The sequence below is a fragment of the Chromobacterium violaceum ATCC 12472 genome, assembly GCF_000007705.1.
GTDB lineage: Bacteria > Pseudomonadota > Gammaproteobacteria > Burkholderiales > Chromobacteriaceae > Chromobacterium > Chromobacterium violaceum.
Window position 1 is genome coordinate 4,591,339 of record NC_005085.1, and the last position, 19,446, is coordinate 4,610,784.

The following is a 19,446-nucleotide window of genomic DNA, read 5'->3' on the forward strand; positions in this document are numbered from 1 at the left end:
GCCGGGATTCCGCCCTACGGCCCTGACCAGATCGCAAGTTCATGCGCCCCCGCATACGGCGCAAGCAGGATCGCGCGGCACGCGGATCTGCTTGAAGCTTCCGTCCAGCGCGTCGTACAGGGTCAGCTTGCCCAGCGCCGGCGGGACGCCGGCCAGCAGCTTGACCGCCTCCACCGCTTGCAGGCTGCCTATCGCGCCCACCAAGGGCGACAGCACGCCGAAGGTGGCGCAGGGGCCGTCGCTGGCCTCGCCCTCGTCCGGAAACAGGCAGTGGTAGCACGGCGAGGCCGCGTCGCGGCTGTCGAACACCGCCAGCTGGCCGGAGAAGCGCACCGCCGCGCCGGACACCAGCGGCACCCTGGCGGCCACGCAGGCGCGGTTGACCGCGTGGCGGGTGGCGAAATTGTCCGAGCAATCCAGCACCAGGTCGTGGGCGGCAACTTCGTCCATCAATCTCTGGCCAGATAGCCGCTCGGCCAGCGGCCTGGCCTCTATGGTGGGATTCAAGGCCAGCATGCGCCGCGCGGCGGATGCCGCCTTGCCCTGGCCCAGGCTGGCGGTATCGTGGGCGATCTGGCGCTGCAGATTGGACAGTTCCACCGCGTCGTCGTCGACGATGGTGATGCGGCCGACGCCGGCGCTGGCCAGGTACAGCGCCGCCGGCGAGCCCAGGCCGCCGGCGCCGACGATCAGCGCGCGCGCCGCCAGCAGCCGGCGCTGGCCGGCGATGTCGATCTCCGGCAACAGGATGTGGCGGCTGTAGCGCAGCAGCGCCTCGTCGTCCAGTTCGCGGTCTTCCATGCTCATGCTCCAGAATGCGAAACGCCAGCCGGAAAGGCTGGCGTCGATAAGCGATTTGTGTCGAGCAAAACGCCTGAGACGAGGCGCGCCTGCGCAAATAGTACGGCGAGGAGGCGCAACGCCGTATCAGGCGTTTTGTCTTACTCTTCCGCCACCTTGCGGGCGAACTTGATGCCCAACTGCTTCAGTTTGCGGTACAAGTGCGTGCGCTCCAGGCCTACCTTCTGCGCCACCCGGCTCATATTGCCGTTTTCCAGCGAGATGTGGTACTCGAAATAGCGGCGCTCCAGCTGCTCGCGCAGTTCGCGCAGCGGGATGTTGAAATCGAAGCCCGACTCCTCCACCGGCTTCTCGTGGCGGAACTGGGCCAGCACCTTGTTGACCTCGGCGGCGTCCACTTCGTCGGACTCGGCGGTCAGCGCCAGGCTCTTGATGATGCTGCGCAGCTGTTCCAGGTTGCCCGGCCAGTCGTACTGGCGCATCGCGTTCAGCGCCGCGGTGGTCAGCTTGCGCGCCGGCACCTGCTTGGACTCCACCAGCTCCACCAGGATCTGCTCGGCGATGAAGGTGATGTCCTCGGCGTGCTCGCGCAGCGGCGGAATCGGCACGATCACGCTGGACAGCGCGGTCAGCAGCCGGTTGTCGCATTCGGGGTCCACCAGCAGCTCCTGCAGCGGGCGGCTGCAGGAACAGATCAGGCGCACGTTGAAGCGGTCGAGCTTGGACAGCAGGAACAGCAGGCCCTGCTGCACGCGGCGGCTGTACTGGCCGATCTCCGGCAGGTAGAGCACGCCGTTGTTGGCCTTCTGCAGCAGCTCAAGCGGCGCGTCGGCCAGTTGCTCCAGCTTGGCCGGCGTCACCCACGGCGTGTTGCCCTGGTGGAAGAAGCGCGCCACCAGCTCGAAGCCGGAGCCAGACTCGCCGGTCAGCAGCACCGGCGACTTGACCTTGGCCACGCGCTCGAGCTGGCGCTTCAGCTCCTGGATGGGCTCGCTGCGGCCCAGCTTGTCCAGGTTCAGCGAAGTGTTGGCCTGCATGTCGCCGTATTTCAGCGCGCGCTGAACGGTGGTGAGCAGCTTCTGCAGCGCGATCGGCTTTTCCAGGAAGTCGAAGGCGCCGATGCGGGTGGCCTCCACCGCGGTGTCTATGCTGGCGTGGCCGGACATCATCACCACCGGCATGTTGAGCAGGCCGGACTTGGCCCATTCCTTCAGCAGGGTGACGCCGTCGCAGTCGGGCATCCAGATGTCCAGCAGCACCAGCGCCGGCCGGGTCTGGTTGCGCAATTGGCGGGCCACTTCGGCGTTTTCCGCCAGGGCCACGGTATAACCTTCATCCTGCAGGATCTCGGAGAGCAGTTCTCGGATGCCGATCTCGTCGTCCACAATCAAAATATCGCTGCTACGCATTAGGCCTCCAGCAATGGCAGGGAGAGAAGGACACGCGCGCCTTGCTGCTCGGCGTTCCCCAAAATGACCTGTCCATGGTGTTCTTCCATAATCTTCTTGACCACGGCCAGTCCTAGACCGGTTCCCTTGGCTTTACTGGTCACGTACGGCTCGAACGCGCGCCTGAGAATGTCCGGGCCGAAGCCCGCGCCATTGTCCTCGACGCAAACGAGCGCGTTTCCTTCTTCTTGTCGGCTGCTAATTTGAATCATCGGGATGCCAACGTCAAGGACTGCATCCTGAGCGTTTTGCATCAGGTTATGCAGCACCTGGCGCAGCAGAGCCGCATCCCCCATGATCATCAGCGGAACTTCGTCCAGCGCAATCTTAACAGCAGGATTGGATTCGTAAAGAGCCATGACCTCCCGGATCACCTGATTGAGATCAAGTTTCACCAGTTTGATCTTGGGCGCGCGAGCATAGTCGCGGAAAGCTTCCACCATGCTTTTCAACGCGCCCACCTGCTTGATGATGGTGTCGGTGGAGCGCTTGAGCATGTCGGCATCCGGCCCTTCCAGCTTGTCGGCCAGCTTCATCGCCAGCCGCTCGGCGGACAGCTGGATGGGCGTCAGCGGGTTGCGGATCTCATGCGCCAGCCGCTTGGCCACCTCGCCCCAGGCCGCGTCGCGCTGGGCGCGGGCCAGCTCGGTGATGTCGTTGAACACCAGCACGTAGCCGTCGCTGGAATGCTCGGGCAGCCGCGCGCCGCGCACCAGCAGCGTGCGCTCGCCCTGGGCGGTGTCATAGCCGAGCTGGGTCTGCCAGTCGCTCTCCACGTCGCTGTCCGCGTGCTGCATCACCGTTTCCACCAGGCTGGCCACCGCCGGCATCACGCCGCCCCACTCCGGGAAGCGGTGCTCGGCCAACTGGCTGAAATCCACGCCCAGAATGCGCGAAGCGCTGGTATTGGCGGCCCGGATATGCCAGTCGCCGCTAAAAGCAATGACGCCGGCCGACAGATTGGCCAGTATGCTTTCCAGATAAAGCTTGCCGCCTTCCAGCTCGCCGCGGCTCTTTTCCGCCACCTGCCGCGCCTCGTCCAATTGCTGCGTCATGCGGTTGAACAGCGTGGTCAGCATGCCCAATTCGTCGCGCCGGTACACCGGGTGGCGCTTGGAGAAGTCGCCCTGCGCCACCGCGCGGGTGCCGGCGGCCAGCTCGGACAGCGGCGCGGACAACCGCTCGGACAGGAACAGCGCGAAGGCCAGCGCCGCCGTCAGCGCCAGCAGCACCGCCAGCGCCAGCGTCAGCATGTAGAAGGTGCGCAGGCCCTGGCGCGCCAGCAGCAACTGGCGGTATTCGGAGCGCGCGCTTTCTATCTGCTCGGCGTCGCGGCTGATGTCGGCCGGCGCCGCCTGCAGCAATTGCAGCACGCGGGTTTGCTCGCCCGGCCCGCGGTAGGCAAGCAAAACTTTCAAGGCCAGGCCATTGTTGCCGTCGTTTTCTATGCTCTGCTGCGGCGTGCGCAGCTTGACCGCGCGCAGCGCCTCATGGCCGGGCGATTGCGGCAGCTTGCGCGCATCGCCGCCGGCGAAGGCCAACAACTGGCCGTTGCCGCGATTGAAAACGGCGATTTCCTTCAGCCCCAGCTGCTCGCGCAGCCGCTCCAGCCGCACCGGCAGCACGCCGTCCGACAGCGGCTCCACTTCCTCCTGCACCATCCGCCCCTTGCGGCCGACATCGTCCAGCACGTAGTTGAGCGCGCTGCGGCCCAGCACCAGGCCGCGGTCCAGCGCCGCCTCGACACGCACGTCGAACCAGCTCTCGATGCTGCGGGTCAGGAACTGGGCGGACACGGTGAACACCAGCAGGCCGGGCACCAGCGCGACGCCGGCGAACATCAGCGCCAGCTTCTGCGTCAGCTTGGCGCCGAACACGCGGTTCCGCACCCGCTGCCGCAAGCGCAGCAGCTGGCGGCCCACCACGCCCAGCAGGGCCAGCAGCAGCAGGCTGTTCAGCCCGAACACCCACCAGTAGTAATCGTTGAGCTTGGACGCGTTGCCGGTGGCCACCGCCAGCAGATACAGCAGGATGGCCCCGACCGTCGCCATCGCGATGGTGGCGTAGCGCATCAGCCGGCGTCCTTGACGTCCAGCTTGACCCAGCCGGAATCCAGCGACCAGTCGTCCGAGCCCAGCGCGTTCATCTGGAACGGCTTGGGCAATTCGCCGATGTCCAGCAGCAGCCGGACCTGGCCGGCCACCTGGCCGGGCTTCTTCGGATCCAGCGTGCCGGCGCCGAGCACGCGCCAGCCCTGGATCGCGCCGATGGCGGCCAAGGCTTCGCGCAAGGTGGGATAGTAGTTGGACAGGCTGCCGATGGTGACGCGATATCGGCCGGTGAGCGGCTGATAGGACAGTTTGAAGGCAAGCTGGGCATGGGGATCAAACCATTCCCGCAGCGACAGGTAATAAGACGTGGTGCGCGGCTTGGTCAGCTCGAACTCCAGGCGGAAGCCCAGCACCACCCCCTGCTCCAGCGCCTCGCTGAGGCTGGGGGTCAGCTTGGTGAGGAAGCGGGTGCTGACGGACAGCGTGCCGTCCGGCATCACCTCCGCCTCGGCGCGGCGCGACGCGATGGTGTCGGCCAGCGCCGGCGGCAGCAGGCAGCAAAGCAGAGCCAACAACAGGCTAATGTTTCTCAAGCAGCGCGTAATAGAAGCCGTCATGTCGCTCACAAGGCAGCAGTTGCTCCTCCTTCAGGCACGACGCATCCGGGTGGCGCTTGAGGAAGCCTTCCAACTGCAGGCGGTTTTCTTCGGGAAAAATCGAGCAGGTAGCGTATAGCATTTTTCCCCTGCTGGCGAGCAGCGGCCACAGCGCATCGGCCATCCCCGCCTGCTGCTCTCCCAGCGCCGCGAAATCGCCGGGCCGGCGCAGCCACTTGATGTCGGGATGGCGCCGCACCACGCCGGAGGCGGAGCAAGGCACATCGGCCAGGATGCGGTCGAAGGGGCGGCCGCCCCACCATTCGTCCGGCCTCGACGCGTCGGCCTCGATCAACTGGGCGGACAGGCCCAGGCGGCGCAGATTGTCGCCGACGCGGGCCAAACGGGCGTTGTCGATGTCCAGCGCGGTGACTTCGACGTCGGCCATCTCCAGCATGTGGCCGGTCTTGCCGCCCGGCGCGGCGCAGGCATCCAGCACCCGCATGCCGGGCTTCAGGTCCAGCCAGTACGCGGCGCGCTGCGCGCCCTCGTCCTGCACCGATGCCAGGCCTTCGGCAAAGCCGGGCAGGTCGCGCACCGCCACCGGCCGCGCCAGCTGCACCGCGTCACCGCCCAGCGCCTTGGCCGCCAGGCCCGCCTCCTCCAGCCGGCGCAGGTAGTCGTCCACCGAGATGCGGCGGCGATTGACGCGCAGCGTCAGCGGCGGATGGACATTGCTGGCCTCCAGGATGGCGCGCCATTCGGCGGGGTAGGCTTCTTTCAGCCGCGCCACCCACCAGTCGGGATGGTTGGCCTGCGCCACTTCATCGGCGGCGGCATTGGCCAGCAGTTCGTCGCGGCGGCGCTGGAAGTTGCGCAGCACGCCGTTGACCAGCGCCTTGAACTTGCCGCGCGCCATCATGCCGGCCAGCGTCACCGCCTCGTGCACCACCGCGTACTGCGCGGCGCGGGTGTACTGCAGCTGGTACAGCGCGATCAGCAGCAGGCGCTCCACCTGCGGCTCCGGCAGCGGATGCGGCACCAGTTGGCGCAGGCAATGGCGCAATACGCCCAGATGGCGCAGGCTGCCGTAGCTCAGGTCCTGCAGCGCGCCGCGCTCGGCCGGCGTCAGCTTGCCGGCCTGCCGCTGGACGTCGGCCAGCGCGTCGGTGAGGGTGGTGCCGGCCTCGATGCGCGCCAGGATCTCGGCGGCCAGTTGCTGGATTTGATACATGGTGTGTCTTTCGATAAAACAAGGCCAGTCCGGGGGACTGGCCGCGGGTCGGTTCAAGGGCCTGCGCTAGTAGACGCCGCGCGCCAGCGCCTGCAGCCGCTCTATGCGATCGGCGGTATGCGGATGGGTGCGGAACAGATCGCCCACGCCGCCGCCGGACAAGGGATTAATGATCATCATCTGCGCGGTCTCCGGATGCGCCTCGGCGGACGGCATCGAGATGCCCTGGGCATAATATTCGATTTTCTGCAGCGCGGAAGCCAGCGCCAGCGGATCGCCGCAAATCTCGGCCCCGCCGCGGTCGGCCTCGAACTCGCGCGCGCGCGAGATCGCCATCTGGATCAGGCTGGCCGCCACCGGGGCGAGGAAAGCCACCGCCAGCCGCGGCAGCAGGCCGACCGGCTGGCCGTTCTCGTCGCGGCCGCCGAAGAACATCGCGAAGTTGGCCAGCGCGGAAATGGCGCCGGCCATCGTCGCCGAGATAGTGGAGATCAGGGTGTCGCGGTGCTTGACGTGGGCCAGCTCGTGGGCCATCACGCCGCGCAGCTCGCGGTAGTCGAGCATGCGCATGATGCCGCTGGTGGCCGCCACCGCCGCGTTTTCCGGGTTGCGCCCGGTGGCGAAGGCGTTGGGCTGGTCCTCGTGGATCACGTAGACGCGCGGCATCGGCAGGCCGGCGCGCTGCGCCAGCTCGGCCACCATGCCGTAGAATTCGGGCGCGCTGTTGGCGTCCACTTCCTGCGCGTTGTACATCGACAGCACCATGCGGTCGGAATTCCACCAGGCGAACAAGTTCATGCCGCCGCCGAACAGCAGCGCCAGCAGCATGCCGCCCTTGCCGCCCAGCATGCCGCCTATCAGGACGAACAGCGCCATGATGGCGGCCATCAGCATCGTGGTCTTCAGCCAGTTGTCGTTCATGCTCTCCTCTCGAAACTGCGGGTTTGCCTGAAACTTAGTGCGTCAAACGCCCAGACGGGTTCCCGCCGGCAGGCTCTTGCCGGCGACGAAATCGCGGGCGGCGAGCCGCTTGCCGCCCGCGGCCTGCAATACGGACACGCGCACCAGCCCTTGCCCTGCGCCTACCAGCACGCCGTCGGCGTCGGCGGACACCACCGCACCCGGCTCGGCGGAGCCCGGCTCGGCGCTCGCCATCCACAGCTTCAGCGGCTCGCCGCCAAGCTGGGTGAAGGCGCCCGGCGCCGGGTTGTAGGCGCGGATCGCGCGCGCGACCTGCTCGGCCGGCAGCGCCCAGTCGACCTCGGCTTCGGCCTTGGACAGCTTCTGCGCGTAGGTGACGCCGTCTTCCGGCTGCTTCCGCGGAACGATCCGGTCCAGGCGGCCCAATGTCTCGACGATCGCTTGCGCGCCGCAGGCGGCCAGCTTGTCGTGCAGCGTGGCGGCGGTCTCGTCGGCGGCGATCGCCACCGGGTGGATGCTCAGCATGTCGCCGGTGTCGAGGCCGACGTCCATCTGCATGATGGTGATGCCGGTCTCGTCATCGCCGGCCAGGATGGCGCGCTGGATCGGCGCCGCGCCGCGCCAGCGCGGCAGCAGGGACGCGTGGATGTTCAGGCAGCCGCGCGCGGGAATGTCCAGAACGTCCTGCGGCAGGATCAGTCCGTAGGCGGCCACCACCATGACATCGGCCTGGATGTCGCGCAGCATCTGCTGCGCTTCCTGATTGCCGCGCAGCTTCTCCGGCTGCTCGACGCGCAGGCCGTGGGCCAGCGCCACTTCCTTCACCGGGCTCGGTTTCAGCTTCATGCCGCGGCCGGCCGGGCGGTCCGGCTGGGTCAGCACCAGCGCGATCTCGTGGCCGGCGGCGATCAGCTCGCGCAGCGCGGCGGCGGCGAATTCCGGCGTGCCGGCAAAAATCAATTTCATCTTGGTTCGGTCCCCGACAAAGACAGCGGCGCCGTCGCGCGGCGCCGCCCAATCCTGACCCTGCGGCCGGATGATCACATGTTCTGCTTTTCGCGCTTTTTCAGCTTGGTCTTGATCCGCTGCTGCTTCATCTGCGACAGGCGCTCGACAAAGACCACGCCGTTCAGATGGTCCAGCTCATGCTGGATGCAGATCGCCAGCAGGCCGTCGGCCTCCAGCTCGAACGGCTTGCCGTCGCGGTCCTGCGCCTTGACCTTGACGCGCTCGGCGCGGGTCACCTTGTCGTAGATGCCGGGCACCGACAGGCAGCCTTCCTCGTAGACGGTCTCGCCGTCCTTCTCGACGATTTCCGGGTTGATGAACACCCGGCGCTCGTCGCGCTCCTCCGAGATGTCCATCACCACCAGGCGGCGGTGGTAATCGACCTGGGTGGCCGCCAGGCCGATGCCCTTGGCCTCGTACATGGTCTCGAACATGTCGTCTATCTGCTGCTGCAACGCGGCGTCGAAAACCTCCACCGGCTTGGCCACCGTGTGCAGTCTTTCGTCCGGGTAATGCAAAATATTCAACAGCGCCATTGCTATCCACTCACTCCAAGTTGTCGTATTGCCGCGCCCGCGTCGATAATAGAGCGGTCCGACGCAGCTTCGTTCCTCTCCGGCATCGCCCCCTGGCGCGCCGGCATCAAAATTGGGATTCCTCGCATGCGTAAACGCATTATATCGCTAGCCCTGCTGATGGGGCTGGCCTTTCCCGCCTTTTCAGACGAACTGACCGTCAAGCCCGACGCGCCTTCGCGCTACACGGTGACGCGCGGCGACACGCTGTGGAGCATAGCCGGACGCTACCTGCAGAGCCCGTGGCGCTGGCCGGAACTGTGGCGGATGAACCGCGACCAGGTCCGCAACCCGCACTGGATCTACCCGGGCAACGTGCTGGTGCTCGACTACGTCAACGGCCGGCCCAGGCTGCGCCTGGCAGGCGACGTCCAGCGCGAGGTCAAGCTGTCGCCGCGCATCCGCCCCGAAGAGCAGGACCGCGCGATCGCCAGCATCCCGGCCGACGCCATCGAGCCCTTCCTCGCGCGGCCGCTGGTCATCGACCCCGTCCAGTTCGCCACCGGACCGCGGCTGGTCGCCGGGCCGGACGAGCGGATCAGCATCACCCAGGGCGACCGAGTCTACGCCAGCGGCGTGACCGAGAAGGGCTCCTGGCAGGCCTATCGGCTGGGCAAGCAGCTGGTGGACCCCGATAGCAAGGAAGTGCTCGGGGTCGAAGCCGTATATGGTGGTGATCTGGCGGTAGACAAGCTTCGACCGGACATTCAGACGCTCAGCGTGCGCAGCGTGGCCGGCGAGGTGCTGGTCGGCGACCATCTGGTGCGCGCGCCCAAAACCACGCTGGTCAACTACGTGCCGCGCCGGCCGGACGAGGCGATGCGCGGCAAGATCATCGCCGTCTACCAGGGCATAGACGGCGCCGCCCAGTATTCGACGGTGGCGCTGAACCTGGGCGCGCGCAACAACGTCGAGCCGGGCCTGGTGTTCGGCATCTACAAGAAAGGTAACACCATCACCGTCGCCGACGCCGCCGGCAAGACGCGCGAGGCCCAGTTGCCGACCGAACAGGCCGGCTCGCTGTTCGTCTACCGCGTATTCGACAAGGTGTCCTACGCGCTGGTGCTGGACAGCCGGGGCGCGCTCTACGTCGGCGACAGCGTCGCCACGCCGGAGAACGAATGAGCGGCGCCCCGCAAGCCTGGCTGACGCTGGCGCTGACCCCCGGCATCGGCCCGGTCGGCTTCCTGAAGCTGATAGACGCGTTCGGCTCGGCCGAGGCCGCGGCCGCCGCCCGTCCCGCCCAAACCGAGAAGCTGGTGGGCCGCGAGGCGGCCGAAGCGCTGCAGGCCGGCGCGGCGGCGGAATCGGCCCAGGCCGCGCTCGCCTGGGCCGAAGGCGACGGCTGCCACTTGATCACGCTGCTCGACGCCGACTACCCGGCGCAGCTGGCCGAAGCCGCGTCGCCGCCGCCGCTGCTGTTCGCGCGCGGCCGGCGCGAGCTGCTGGCGCGGACCATGCTGGCCGTGGTCGGCAGCCGGGCTGCCACCCAGCAGGGCAAGCGCAACGCCGAGGACTTCGCGTCGGCGCTGGCCGCCCACGGCTACACCATCGTCAGCGGCCTGGCCAGCGGCATCGACGCCGCCGCCCACCAGGGCGCGCTCGCGCATCCGGCCTCCACCGTCGCGGTGATCGGCACCGGCATCGACCGCGTCTACCCGGCGTCCAACCGCCAGCTCGCCCACCGCGTCGCCGAGCACGGGCTGATCCTGTCCGAGTTCCCGCTGGGCATGGGCCCGCTGCCCGGCCACTTCCCGCGCCGCAACCGCATCATCGCCGGCCTAGCCCGCGGCTGCCTGGTGGTGGAGGCCGGCATCGCGTCCGGCTCGCTGATCAGCGCGCGGCTGGCGATGGAGAACAACCGCGACGTGATGGCGATACCGGGCAGCATCCACAACGCCCAGGCGCGCGGCTGCCACCGGCTGATCAAGGATGGCGCGCGGCTGGTGGAGAGCGTCGACGACGTGCTGGACGAGATCGGCCGGCTGCCGGCTGCGCCACCGCCGCCCCTCCGGCAAGAAGAGCCGGAAACGCCGCCGCTGTTGAACAGCATGGGTTGGGAGCCGGTGCTGGCGGACGCGCTGGCCGGGACGCTCGGGTTGACTCCCGGGGAGGTTTACGCGATGCTGCTCGAACTGGAACTGGCCGGCCGCGTGGCCAGCCTGCCGGGCGGCCGCTTCCAGCGGCTCGCACAACTCTGAACGCCTGGCGTTCTTCACGAAAAATACCGATGTTTGACGTACTCACCTATCTATTCGAGCAATACAGCGACCCGGCCGCCTTCGGCGACCGCAGCGCCCTGACCCGCCAGCTGAACGCCGTCGGCTTCGACGACGACGACATCGGCGAGGCGCTGGACTGGCTGGACAGCGTCGGCGAAGCCAGCGTCGAGCCCTATCTGGGCGCCGACGAGGGCAGCGGCCTGCGCATCTACGCCGACAGCGAGCTGGAATACCTGTCGCCGGACGTGCGCGGCCTGATCCAGTTCCTCGAGGACAACGGCGCGCTCAGTCCCGCCCAGCGCGAAATGGTGATCGACCGGCTGCTGGAGCTGGACCCCGAGGACCTGGACATCGACACCGCCAAGCTGCTGGTGCTGATGGTGTTGTGGGCGCAACAGGCGGAACTGCCCATCCTGCTGGGCGAGGCGCTGCTGGAAGCGGTGCACGGCGAGCCGACCATGCAATAGCTTGTCAGGCCCTGCGCGTCGGCTTAACATGCCGCCGTTCGGCAAACCGGCTTTCCGTGATCAAGAGCGCGCTTGCGCTCTTGTTTTGTTTGACGGATATAACAAGATGTGTTCGCCGGAGACCCCGGCATCGAATATTGAAAAGACAACATGCCCACCAGCCTCCTGATCGTCGAGTCGCCATCCAAGGCGAAGACGCTGAAAAAATACCTGGGCCCGGACTTCGAGGTCCTGGCCTCCTACGGCCACGTGCGCGACCTGGTGCCGAAGAACGGCGCCGTCGATCCGGAAAAAGACTTCGCGATGAAGTACCAGCTGATCGCGCGCAACAGCAAGCACGTCGACGCCATCGTCAGCGCGGTGCGCGAGGCCGACCACGTTTACCTGGCGACTGACCCGGACCGCGAAGGCGAAGCCATTTCCTGGCACCTGGTGCAGATCCTCAACAGCAAGAAGCTGCTGAAGGACAAGACCGCCCAGCGCGTGGTGTTCCACGAGATCACCAAGAACGCGGTGCTGGACGCGATCCAGAACCCGCGCGACATCGCGCAGGACCTGGTGGACGCGCAGCAGGCGCGCCGCGCGCTGGACTACCTGGTGGGCTTCAACCTGTCGCCGCTGTTGTGGAAGAAGATCCGCCGCGGCCTGTCCGCCGGCCGCGTGCAGAGCCCGGCCTTGCGCCTGATCTGCGAACGCGAGAACGAGATCAAGGCCTTCGTGCAGCAGGAATACTGGTCGGTCCACCTGGACAGCCACAAGAGCCGCACCAAGTTCAGCGCCAAACTGACCACGCTCGGCGGCAAGAAACTGGACCAGTTCGACATCCCGAACGAGGCCGAACAGGCGTCGGTGCTGGCCCGCCTGCAGGGCCTGCCGGCCACCGTGGGCAGCATCGAGAAGAAAAAGAAATCGCGCAGCCCGGCCGCGCCGTTCACCACCTCCACGCTGCAGCAGGAGGCCGTGCGCAAGCTCGGCATGACCACCGACCGCGCGATGCGCACCGCGCAGCAGCTGTACGAGGGCATGGACATCGGCCAGGGCACCGTCGGCCTGATCACCTATATGCGTACCGACTCGGTGGCGCTGGCCAATGAAGCGGTGGAGGAAATCCGCGGCTACATCGGCCTGAAATGGGACGCCGACTACCTGCCGAAGAACCCGGCGGTCTACAAGAGCAAGGCCAAGAACGCCCAGGAGGCGCACGAAGCCATCCGCCCGACCTCCATCCTGCGCACGCCGGAGATGGTCAAGCCCTTCCTGACCACCGACCAGTTCAAGCTGTACGACATGATCTGGAAGCGGACGCTGGCCTGCCAGATGGCGCCGGCCAAGTTCGACACCACCAGCGTCGACATCATGGTCGGCGAGGGCGTGTTCCGCGCCAGCGGCCAGGTGCAGACCTTCGCCGGCTTCCTCGCCGTGTACGAGGAGGATGTCGACGATGCCGAGGACGAAGACAACGCCAAGCTGCCGCTGCTGACCGAGGGCGAGGATCTGCCGGTGGACAAGCTGTACGGCGAGCAGCACTTCACCCAGCCGCCGCCGCGCTTCTCCGAAGCCAGCCTGGTGAAGGCGCTGGAAGAATTCGGCATCGGCCGTCCGTCCACCTACGCCAGCATCATCTCGACGCTGAAGGATCGCGAGTACGTGATCCTGGACAAGAAGCGCTTCCTGCCGACCGATACCGGCGACATCGTCAACAAGTTCCTGACCGAGCACTTCGCCCAGTACGTCGACTACAACTTCACCGCCAAGCTGGAAAACCAGCTGGACGAGATCGCCAACGGCGGCCGCCAATGGGTGCCGGTGATGGACACCTTCTGGAAGGGCTTCAAGAAGCAGATCGACGAGAAGGAAAGCATCTCCCGCGCCGAAGTCACCACCGAAAGCCTGGACGAGGACTGCCCGAAATGCGGCAAGCCGCTGTCGATCAAGTTCGGCAAGCGCGGCCGCTTCATCGCCTGCACCGGCTACCCGGAATGCGATTACACCCGCAACATGGGCGAAACCGCCGAGCAGGCGGCCGAGGAGGCGGAAGCGCCGACGGTGATCGAAGGCCGTTCCTGCCCGGACTGCGGCGGCGAGCTGCACATCAAGAAAGGCCGCTACGGCAAATTCATCGGCTGCGCCAACTATCCGAAGTGCAAGCACATCGAGCCTTTGGAGAAGCCGCGCGAAACCGGCGTCACCTGCCCGGAATGCAAGACCGGCCAGCTGATCGAGCGCAAGAGCCGCTACGGCAAGCTGTTCTACAGCTGCAACACCTATCCGAAGTGCAAGTACGCGACCTGGAACCCGCCGATCGCCGAGCCGTGCCCGCAGTGCAACTGGCCGATCCTGACGATCAAGACCACCAAGCGCCGCGGCACCGAGAAGGTGTGCCCGCAGAAGGAATGCGGCTACGCCGAGCAGATCGCGCCGCCGGAAGGCAAGGACGCCGCGCCCGCCGAAGAGGCGTAAGCCCGGGGCTCCCGAACCGATCAACAAACAGCCCTGCCGGCGTTGCCGACAGGGCTGTTTTTTCGCCATATTCAAAGCCTAGGCAGAGATATCCCGCCTATTCGTTTTCCCCCAAGAAGGTGAAATAGCCCATAGGCACATGCACGCTGCGCAAGGTTGGCACCGCTCCGACTTCCCCAAGTAAATCGACGGCCTGCAGATAATGGCTGTTCGAATGCGGCACGCACCAGAGCATTCCAATCTCCACCGAAGCGCTGCTCGGCAATCCTCTGCCGTTCGGCCCTTCCAGATGCAGCTTCAGCTGGCCAGCGTAGAGTGGCGGCGCAATGACGGAGACCCGCAATTCCTGGCTGTCTTTGACAACCGTTACCATGCCGCTGTCAAATGCCGCATCAGGATCGTCCGAATACATCCGCAGCTTGGAGCCCTCCGGCACGCGACGGCACCTCATAACAAAACTGAACTGCTCCGGCGTACCGTCCTGATTGTGGAAAACCAGCGATGTTTCTCCGAGTTTCGGCACCGTATTCACATTGCGCCAAGCCGCAGCACCGTTATTGATAAGCCAAGTCACGAAGTTCCAGTTCCCCTGCTCAATTGTCAGCGGATTATTTTTTGTAAAGAAATCAGCATCGGTTATCGTGGCGACCAGGCAGACATGCCCTAGAGGCAGATCGGCAACGAAAGCTTCCGACGCTCCTCGTTCACCAGTCGTCAACTTGGCTGGGTGACCATTTCTATCAAGAATGTTTCCTTCTTCCTGATCGCCATCGCGCGTACGGCATTGAACCCAGGAGCTAGCCGTTTGAGTAAAACCAGCCGGCACAGCGAACATCCGCACCTTGATACCAGAAATCTCTCCTTCAAATCCTAGGTTTTGACAGCGGGCATAAGCATAATTGACACCTGCTTTGGGCGGATTAACTGTCGAGTCCCAATGATCAATCAGCTCTCTCGGTGTTAAGACCAATACTTGAGAAGTGACAATATCCAAGGCATTAAAATAATTAGGAGACGGAATGGCTCCCCCATCGCCTGGATATTTTCGGCACAATATGCCGCGCCATTGCCTGAACGATACCCTGGCGTACTGCAGCGCATCCACCTGACTAATCCCCATCGCCGCAGCTAAACTCGTAGCCAAGATATCAGCGCTCGCACCTTGACTCGTCCAATATGTGTCGATGTACACTGCTGCGAACACATCTGAAAAAAGTTGATTGGATGTCCTTGCAGGCATTTTTTTACGGACCGTAATCATTGCCTGAACATCACTATCTCCCTTCATCTGCCTTAGAATGACGCTACCCCAAAGCTCCGACTCGGAATCAAGCATTCCAGGCGCACTCACCGCTTCTTTAACGATATCGTTCATGACATAAACTCCACGCCAAAGTGACTAAAGCTGAAACAGCCCCCGCAACGAGATGATCTAATTTCCGTGCGTAATGCACACAGTCAGGCCGCCATTTGGGCTGAGCGCACATCAAGACTCTCACCATTTCCCGATCATTAAATCAAAATGAAATGTGAAAATAGCAATTGCTCCATTTATCGGCATCTTGCCAGATGAAACTTAGCGCTATTTTAAGCAGATCGCCTGTCAGAAAGCACAGGGCGTATAAATCCTGATTCTGCACCTATTACCAGAAAACCATTAATGCGACTCATAATCTTGAGCAATGAAAAGATTCGGCCACAATATGATGCCCCTGCTGGTAATTGCCGGAATGCTACGGATTGACAATCGTTGGCGCGGAAGAAAGGCATCAGCTGGCCGTTGCGACCTGATGTTGTCGATGGCCGCCGGATGCGGCGCGTCCACACGCCATGGCGTCGATGACAGAGGGAGCCACCCTGCTCAGGAAAAGCCGGCCGCCGCCGCAGCTGTTGCGGATCGGCATCACCCAGACAAACGCGGCCGTTACAGGCGGCAAGCCGGCATCATGGATAAGTTGTTGATTATATGGAAAACCACTCTCCATCCAGCGCTATAATCGCGGTCTATGGCGCGCCTCCCTCGACCCAATCTATCCCGCCGCCGCGACACGCCGCCTGCGCAGATCCCGGGAGCCGCCAACGTCCGCATCAATGGATAGAAACCATGAAAGTCAGCAGCCATTTCCTGTTCACCGGCGCCTTCGTCCTCACCCTGCTCAGCCTCGCCGACCAGCAATACCTGATGCTGCCGGTGGCCTTCCTGGCCATCTTCCTCGGCCTGTCGGCAGCCGACCGCGAGCAGCTGGCCGAGATGTCGCCGCGCGCCGCCGCGATGCTGCTGCCGGCCTCGCAGCGGCCGCTGATGCCGCTGGATGCCTTCCGCGGACAAGACCTGATGTTTTATCGCGCCGGCAGTCCGGTTTACCGCACCTTGCACGCGCGCGACGCCCGCTGGCAGTTCCTGGGCGAACAGGGGGAGGTGGCCGAGGAGCCGGGCTGCATACGAGTCTATCCCGGCTATCTGTACCGCCGGCAGCCCTGAGGGAGCGCCTCAGACTCGGACCGGCCGGCCGCCGGCCTCGGTCTCGCGGATTTCGCGCGCCAGGAAATAGTTGAGCGCGGTGCGCAGCACGGCGATGGCGCCTAGCTTGCCGATCTGGTCCCAGCTGGGCGCCACCGCGGTGGACAGGATGTCGGCCGCCAGCTGCAGCTCCAGCGCCAGCGCGAGGAAACGGGCGAAGGTCAGCCGCAGCCGGTTATAGTCCCGCTTCTGCCCGGCCAGGCTCTGCCGCAGGCAGCGCCACGCCACCAGCAGCACGCCGCAAGCGATCACCAGCGCGCCGCAGGCCTCCACCGCCAGTTTCAGCCACAACACCAGGTTCTGCACCTGCTCCTCTACGCCAGCCTGTTGCGGGGAAATCCACATATCGCTCTCCTGTTGCGGACAAGACAAAGGCCCCGGCTAAGCGGGGCCTGCTTGTCAGAACCGGACAGCCGCGTTCGGTTCCCTCAGCCGAACAGCACGATGCCCCACACCGTGGCCAGATTGATCAGGCCCAGGAGCTGGGCCGCGCTGCCCATGTCCTTGGCGCGCTTGGCCAGCGGATGCCGCTCCAGCGAGGTGTGGTCGACCGCCGCCTCGATCGCGGAGTTGAGCAGCTCGATGATCAGCGTGGCCAGGCTGCTGGCCACCAGCAGCGCGCGCGCCAGCGGCGTGGTGTGGATGAGGAAGGCGGCCGGAATCAGGAGCAAGGCCAGGATGCTCAGCTGCCGGAACGCGTCCTCATGGCGCAGCGCCGCCTTCAGGCCGTCGATAGAATAGCCGAAGGCGTTGACCAGCCGAGTGACGCCGGTCTTGCCCTTGAACGGGCTTTCCTGCTGTTTTCCCATCCTCGCTCCACAATCCGGCTGCACCGGCTTTCAAAAGACCGGCATGGTAGCGCGCATGCGCCGCGCAGCCAAGCGCTCAGTGCTGGCAGCGCCGCTCCAGCGCGTCGATGTACAGGCCGGCGACGTTGACCCCGGTCTGGTCCATGATTTCGCGGAAGCAGGTCGGGCTGGTGACGTTGACCTCGGTCAGGTAGTTGCCGATCACGTCCAGTCCGGCCAGCAGGATGCCGCGCTTCTTCAACTCCGGCCCCACGGTCTCGGCGATCTCGCGGTCGCGCGCGCTCAGGGGCCTGGCCTCGCCGCGGCCGCCGGCCGCCAGATTGCCGCGCGTCTCGCCCGCCGCCGGAATGCGCGCCAGGCAATGGTCGACCGGCACGCCGTCTATCACCAGGATGCGCTTGTCGCCGTCGCGGATCTCCGGGATGTAGCGCTGGGCCATCACCGTGCGCTTGCCGCGCCAGGTGATGGTTTCGATGATCACCGACAGGTTGGGGTCATCCGGCTTGACGCGGAAGATGCTGTCGCCGCCCATGCTGTCCAGCGGCTTCAGGATCACGTCCTGGTGCTGGTTGACGAAGGCGCGCAGCCGGTGGGCCTCGCCGCTGATCAGCGTCGGCGAGATCAGTTCCGGGAAGTGCAGGATGGCCAGCTTCTCGTTGAAGTCCCGCAGCGCCTGGCCGCTGGTGAACACCTTGACGCCCTGCGCCTCGGCCAGCGTGAACAGCTGCGACGCGTACAGGTACTCCATGTCGAACGGCGGGTCCTTGCGCATCACCACCGCGCTGAACGCGGTCAAGGGCTGGCGCAGCTTCGGGCCGAGCTTGTACCAGTCAGGGCGTTCGTCGGTGACGGCGAGGTCGCAGGCGTCCACCTGCAGGCGGCCGCCCTCGACCGACAGCTGGTGGGCCTCGGCGAAGCTGATCGCGTGGCCGCGGCGGTGCGCCTCCTCCATCATCGCGAAGGTGGTGTCCTTGTAAATCTTGAAGTGTTCCAGCGGGTCGGCAATGAACAGGATGCGCATGTCTGTGCTCCAGCGGGGTTATTCAGCGTCCGGGTCGGTGGCTTCCAGCTCCAGCGAAGCCGCCAGCAGCGCCAGCCGCGAGATCACGCCGTAGGCGTAGAAGCGGTTGGGCGCGCAGTCGGGCAGGCCCTTGCGGTCCGGCAGGCACGGCGTCTCGAACGACAGCGGCACGAAGTGCATGCCCGGGGCGTTCAGGTTCTCGTCGATGCCGCGGCCGGTGTGGACCCGGTAGAAGCCGCCGATCACGTAGCGGTCCATCATGTAGACCACCGGCTCGGCCACCGCCTCGTTGACGGTCTCGAAGGTGTACACGCCCTCCTGGACGATCACCTCCGACACTTCCAGGCCTTCCTTGACCACCGACATCTTGTTGCGCGCCTTGCGGTTCAGGCCGATCACCTCGTCCGGGCTCTTCACGCTCATCACGCCCATGCCGTAGGTGCCGGCGTCGGCCTTGACGATGACGAAGGGGTCGTTGTCGATGCCGTACTCGCGGTACTTGCGGCGGATCTTGTCCAGCATCTGCGACACGGTTTCGGCCAGCTGCTCCTCGCCGGTGCGGGCGTGGAAGTCCAGGCCCCCGCAGCTGGCGAAGTAGGGATTGATGGTCCACGGGTCGATCGAGATCAGCCGCGCGAAATCGGTGCTGACCTTGTCGTAGGCCTCGAAATGATGCGTCTTGCGGCGTACCGCCCAGCCGGCGTGCAGCGGCGGCAGCAGCGTCTGCTCCAGGTTTTTCAACAGGTCCGGAATGCCGCCGGACAGGTCGTTGTTCAGCAGCACCACGCAGGGATTGAAGCCGTCGGCCAGCACCAGCCGGTTGCCGCGGCGCTCCAGCGGCTCCAGCGTCAGCTTGTCGCCGTTGGCGGCCACCAGCTCGGTCGGCTCGGTGATTTCGGGGCTCAGCGAGCCCAGGCGCACCTTGAGGCCGGCCTGCTCGAAAATGTGCACCAGCGTGGCGACGTTCTGCAGGTAGAAAGTGTTGCGGGTATGGTTTTCCGGGATCAGCAGGATGCTGCGCGCCTCCGGGCATACCTTGTCCACCGCGCTCTGCGCCGCCTGCACCGCCAGCGGCAGGAATTCCGGGTTCAGGTTGTTGTGGCCGCCGGGAAACAGGTTCATGTCCACCGGCGCCAGCTTGAAGCCGCTGTTGCGCAGGTCCACCGAGCCGTAGAACGGCGTGGCGTGGGCATGCCATTGGCTGCGGAACCAGTGCTCGATCTGCGGCTGGGCCGCCAGGATGCGGCTTTCCAGCTCGTAAAGCGGACCGGTGAGAGCGGTGGCCAGGTGCGGAACGGGTGGCATGGTATCC

The 19,446-nt window shown here is 65.4% G+C and carries 18 protein-coding genes; 5 read left to right on the forward strand and 13 right to left on the reverse strand.

The genetic code is table 11. The features are described 5' to 3' along the window. Positions 1 to 39 precede the first annotated feature (39 nt). From CV_RS21145 to def, 8 genes are all read right to left on the reverse strand, one after another. Positions 40 to 801, reverse strand: coding sequence for a HesA/MoeB/ThiF family protein (locus CV_RS21145; RefSeq protein ID WP_011137804.1), 762 nt, complete (start codon positions 799 to 801; stop codon positions 40 to 42). A 140-nt stretch (positions 802 to 941) separates the two neighbouring features. Next, positions 942 to 2,210, reverse strand: coding sequence for a sigma-54-dependent transcriptional regulator (locus CV_RS21150; RefSeq protein WP_011137805.1), 1,269 nt, complete (start codon positions 2,208 to 2,210; stop codon positions 942 to 944). After that, a complete protein-coding gene (locus CV_RS21155) occupies positions 2,210 to 4,321 on the reverse strand; it encodes a sensor histidine kinase (protein ID WP_011137806.1) in 2,112 nt (703 codons plus the stop codon). Before CV_RS21155 ends, CV_RS21150 begins: the two co-directional genes overlap by 1 nt. Then, a complete protein-coding gene (locus tag CV_RS21160) occupies positions 4,321 to 4,875 on the reverse strand; it encodes a DUF4390 domain-containing protein (protein WP_011137807.1) in 555 nt (184 codons plus the stop codon). Before CV_RS21160 ends, CV_RS21155 begins: the two co-directional genes overlap by 1 nt. Positions 4,876 to 4,879: 4 nt before the next feature. Continuing rightward, positions 4,880 to 6,130, reverse strand: a complete 1,251-nt coding sequence (rsmB, locus tag CV_RS21165; RefSeq protein ID WP_011137808.1) for a 16S rRNA (cytosine(967)-C(5))-methyltransferase RsmB — start codon at positions 6,128 to 6,130, stop codon at positions 4,880 to 4,882. A gap of 66 nt (positions 6,131 to 6,196) precedes the next feature. Further along, complete coding sequence (gene htpX / locus CV_RS21170; protein ID WP_011137809.1) at positions 6,197 to 7,051, reverse strand: zinc metalloprotease HtpX; 855 nt, start codon at positions 7,049 to 7,051, stop codon at positions 6,197 to 6,199. A 42-nt stretch (positions 7,052 to 7,093) separates the two neighbouring features. Beyond that, positions 7,094 to 8,017: a methionyl-tRNA formyltransferase gene (gene fmt, locus CV_RS21175; protein WP_011137810.1), complete on the reverse strand. Its 924-nt coding sequence runs from the start codon at positions 8,015 to 8,017 to the stop codon at positions 7,094 to 7,096. A gap of 74 nt (positions 8,018 to 8,091) precedes the next feature. Continuing rightward, positions 8,092 to 8,595 (reverse strand): peptide deformylase, encoded by a 504-nt coding sequence (def, locus tag CV_RS21180; RefSeq protein WP_011137811.1) that lies wholly within the window; start codon positions 8,593 to 8,595, stop codon positions 8,092 to 8,094. Between the two features lie 126 nt (positions 8,596 to 8,721). Here def and CV_RS21185 point away from each other — a divergent pair, with 126 nt between their 5' ends. From CV_RS21185 to topA, 4 genes are all read left to right on the forward strand, one after another. Then, positions 8,722 to 9,759 (forward strand): LysM peptidoglycan-binding domain-containing protein, encoded by a 1,038-nt coding sequence (locus CV_RS21185; RefSeq protein WP_011137812.1) that lies wholly within the window; start codon positions 8,722 to 8,724, stop codon positions 9,757 to 9,759. Then, the gene (dprA, locus tag CV_RS21190) at positions 9,756 to 10,835 is read left to right on the forward strand and encodes a DNA-processing protein DprA (protein WP_011137813.1); all 1,080 of its coding nucleotides are present in this window, start codon (positions 9,756 to 9,758) and stop codon (positions 10,833 to 10,835) included. The genes CV_RS21185 and dprA overlap by 4 nt, the downstream gene beginning before the upstream one ends. Positions 10,836 to 10,864: 29 nt before the next feature. Next, positions 10,865 to 11,323 (forward strand): DUF494 family protein, encoded by a 459-nt coding sequence (locus CV_RS21195; protein WP_011137814.1) that lies wholly within the window; start codon positions 10,865 to 10,867, stop codon positions 11,321 to 11,323. Positions 11,324 to 11,473: 150 nt separating this feature from the next. Then, positions 11,474 to 13,783 carry a type I DNA topoisomerase gene (gene topA, locus CV_RS21200; RefSeq protein ID WP_011137815.1) on the forward strand — a complete coding sequence of 770 codons (2,310 nt, stop codon included), beginning with the start codon at positions 11,474 to 11,476 and terminating at the stop codon, positions 13,781 to 13,783. A gap of 97 nt (positions 13,784 to 13,880) precedes the next feature. Here the strand turns inward: topA and CV_RS23730 are convergent, their stop codons facing one another. Then, positions 13,881 to 15,158, reverse strand: coding sequence for a hypothetical protein (locus tag CV_RS23730; protein WP_011137816.1), 1,278 nt, complete (start codon positions 15,156 to 15,158; stop codon positions 13,881 to 13,883). A gap of 729 nt (positions 15,159 to 15,887) precedes the next feature. On the opposite strand from CV_RS23730, the gene CV_RS21210 reads away from it, so the two are divergent. Beyond that, entirely contained in the window at positions 15,888 to 16,265 is a 378-nt protein-coding gene (locus CV_RS21210) for a hypothetical protein (protein WP_011137818.1), read from the forward strand. A 9-nt stretch (positions 16,266 to 16,274) separates the two neighbouring features. Here the strand turns inward: CV_RS21210 and CV_RS21215 are convergent, their stop codons facing one another. The 4 genes from CV_RS21215 to gshA form a co-directional block, all read right to left on the reverse strand. After that, positions 16,275 to 16,649 (reverse strand): DUF1622 domain-containing protein, encoded by a 375-nt coding sequence (locus CV_RS21215; RefSeq protein WP_011137819.1) that lies wholly within the window; start codon positions 16,647 to 16,649, stop codon positions 16,275 to 16,277. An 83-nt stretch (positions 16,650 to 16,732) separates the two neighbouring features. After that, on the reverse strand, positions 16,733 to 17,113 hold the full coding sequence (locus CV_RS21220; RefSeq protein ID WP_011137820.1) for a diacylglycerol kinase: 381 nt from the start codon (positions 17,111 to 17,113) through the stop codon (positions 16,733 to 16,735). 76 nt (positions 17,114 to 17,189) lie between these two features. Next, complete coding sequence (gene gshB, locus CV_RS21225) at positions 17,190 to 18,134, reverse strand: glutathione synthase (RefSeq protein ID WP_011137821.1); 945 nt, start codon at positions 18,132 to 18,134, stop codon at positions 17,190 to 17,192. An 18-nt stretch (positions 18,135 to 18,152) separates the two neighbouring features. Beyond that, on the reverse strand, positions 18,153 to 19,439 hold the full coding sequence (gene gshA / locus CV_RS21230) for a glutamate--cysteine ligase (RefSeq protein WP_011137822.1): 1,287 nt from the start codon (positions 19,437 to 19,439) through the stop codon (positions 18,153 to 18,155). Positions 19,440 to 19,446 lie beyond the last annotated feature (7 nt).

What these genes read in the sequence shown, in the direction of transcription:
- CV_RS21210 (WP_011137818.1), top strand. Translation starts at nt 15,888, where the DNA reads ATGAAAGTCAGCAGCCATTTCCTGTTCACCGGCGCCTTCGTCCTCACC.
- CV_RS21215 (WP_011137819.1), bottom strand. Translation starts at nt 16,649, where the DNA reads ATGTGGATTTCCCCGCAACAGGCTGGCGTAGAGGAGCAGGTGCAGAAC.
- def (WP_011137811.1), bottom strand. Translation starts at nt 8,595, where the DNA reads ATGGCGCTGTTGAATATTTTGCATTACCCGGACGAAAGACTGCACACG.
- dprA (WP_011137813.1), top strand. Translation starts at nt 9,756, where the DNA reads ATGAGCGGCGCCCCGCAAGCCTGGCTGACGCTGGCGCTGACCCCCGGC.
- CV_RS21185 (WP_011137812.1), top strand. Translation starts at nt 8,722, where the DNA reads ATGCGTAAACGCATTATATCGCTAGCCCTGCTGATGGGGCTGGCCTTT.
- CV_RS21145 (WP_011137804.1), bottom strand. Translation starts at nt 801, where the DNA reads ATGGAAGACCGCGAACTGGACGACGAGGCGCTGCTGCGCTACAGCCGC.
- rsmB (WP_011137808.1), bottom strand. Translation starts at nt 6,130, where the DNA reads ATGTATCAAATCCAGCAACTGGCCGCCGAGATCCTGGCGCGCATCGAG.
- fmt (WP_011137810.1), bottom strand. Translation starts at nt 8,017, where the DNA reads ATGAAATTGATTTTTGCCGGCACGCCGGAATTCGCCGCCGCCGCGCTG.
- gshB (WP_011137821.1), bottom strand. Translation starts at nt 18,134, where the DNA reads ATGCGCATCCTGTTCATTGCCGACCCGCTGGAACACTTCAAGATTTAC.
- CV_RS21195 (WP_011137814.1), top strand. Translation starts at nt 10,865, where the DNA reads ATGTTTGACGTACTCACCTATCTATTCGAGCAATACAGCGACCCGGCC.
- CV_RS21150 (WP_011137805.1), bottom strand. Translation starts at nt 2,210, where the DNA reads ATGCGTAGCAGCGATATTTTGATTGTGGACGACGAGATCGGCATCCGA.
- CV_RS21220 (WP_011137820.1), bottom strand. Translation starts at nt 17,113, where the DNA reads ATGGGAAAACAGCAGGAAAGCCCGTTCAAGGGCAAGACCGGCGTCACT.
- htpX (WP_011137809.1), bottom strand. Translation starts at nt 7,051, where the DNA reads ATGAACGACAACTGGCTGAAGACCACGATGCTGATGGCCGCCATCATG.
- CV_RS21155 (WP_011137806.1), bottom strand. Translation starts at nt 4,321, where the DNA reads ATGCGCTACGCCACCATCGCGATGGCGACGGTCGGGGCCATCCTGCTG.
- CV_RS23730 (WP_011137816.1), bottom strand. Translation starts at nt 15,158, where the DNA reads ATGAACGATATCGTTAAAGAAGCGGTGAGTGCGCCTGGAATGCTTGAT.
- gshA (WP_011137822.1), bottom strand. Translation starts at nt 19,439, where the DNA reads ATGCCACCCGTTCCGCACCTGGCCACCGCTCTCACCGGTCCGCTTTAC.
- topA (WP_011137815.1), top strand. Translation starts at nt 11,474, where the DNA reads ATGCCCACCAGCCTCCTGATCGTCGAGTCGCCATCCAAGGCGAAGACG.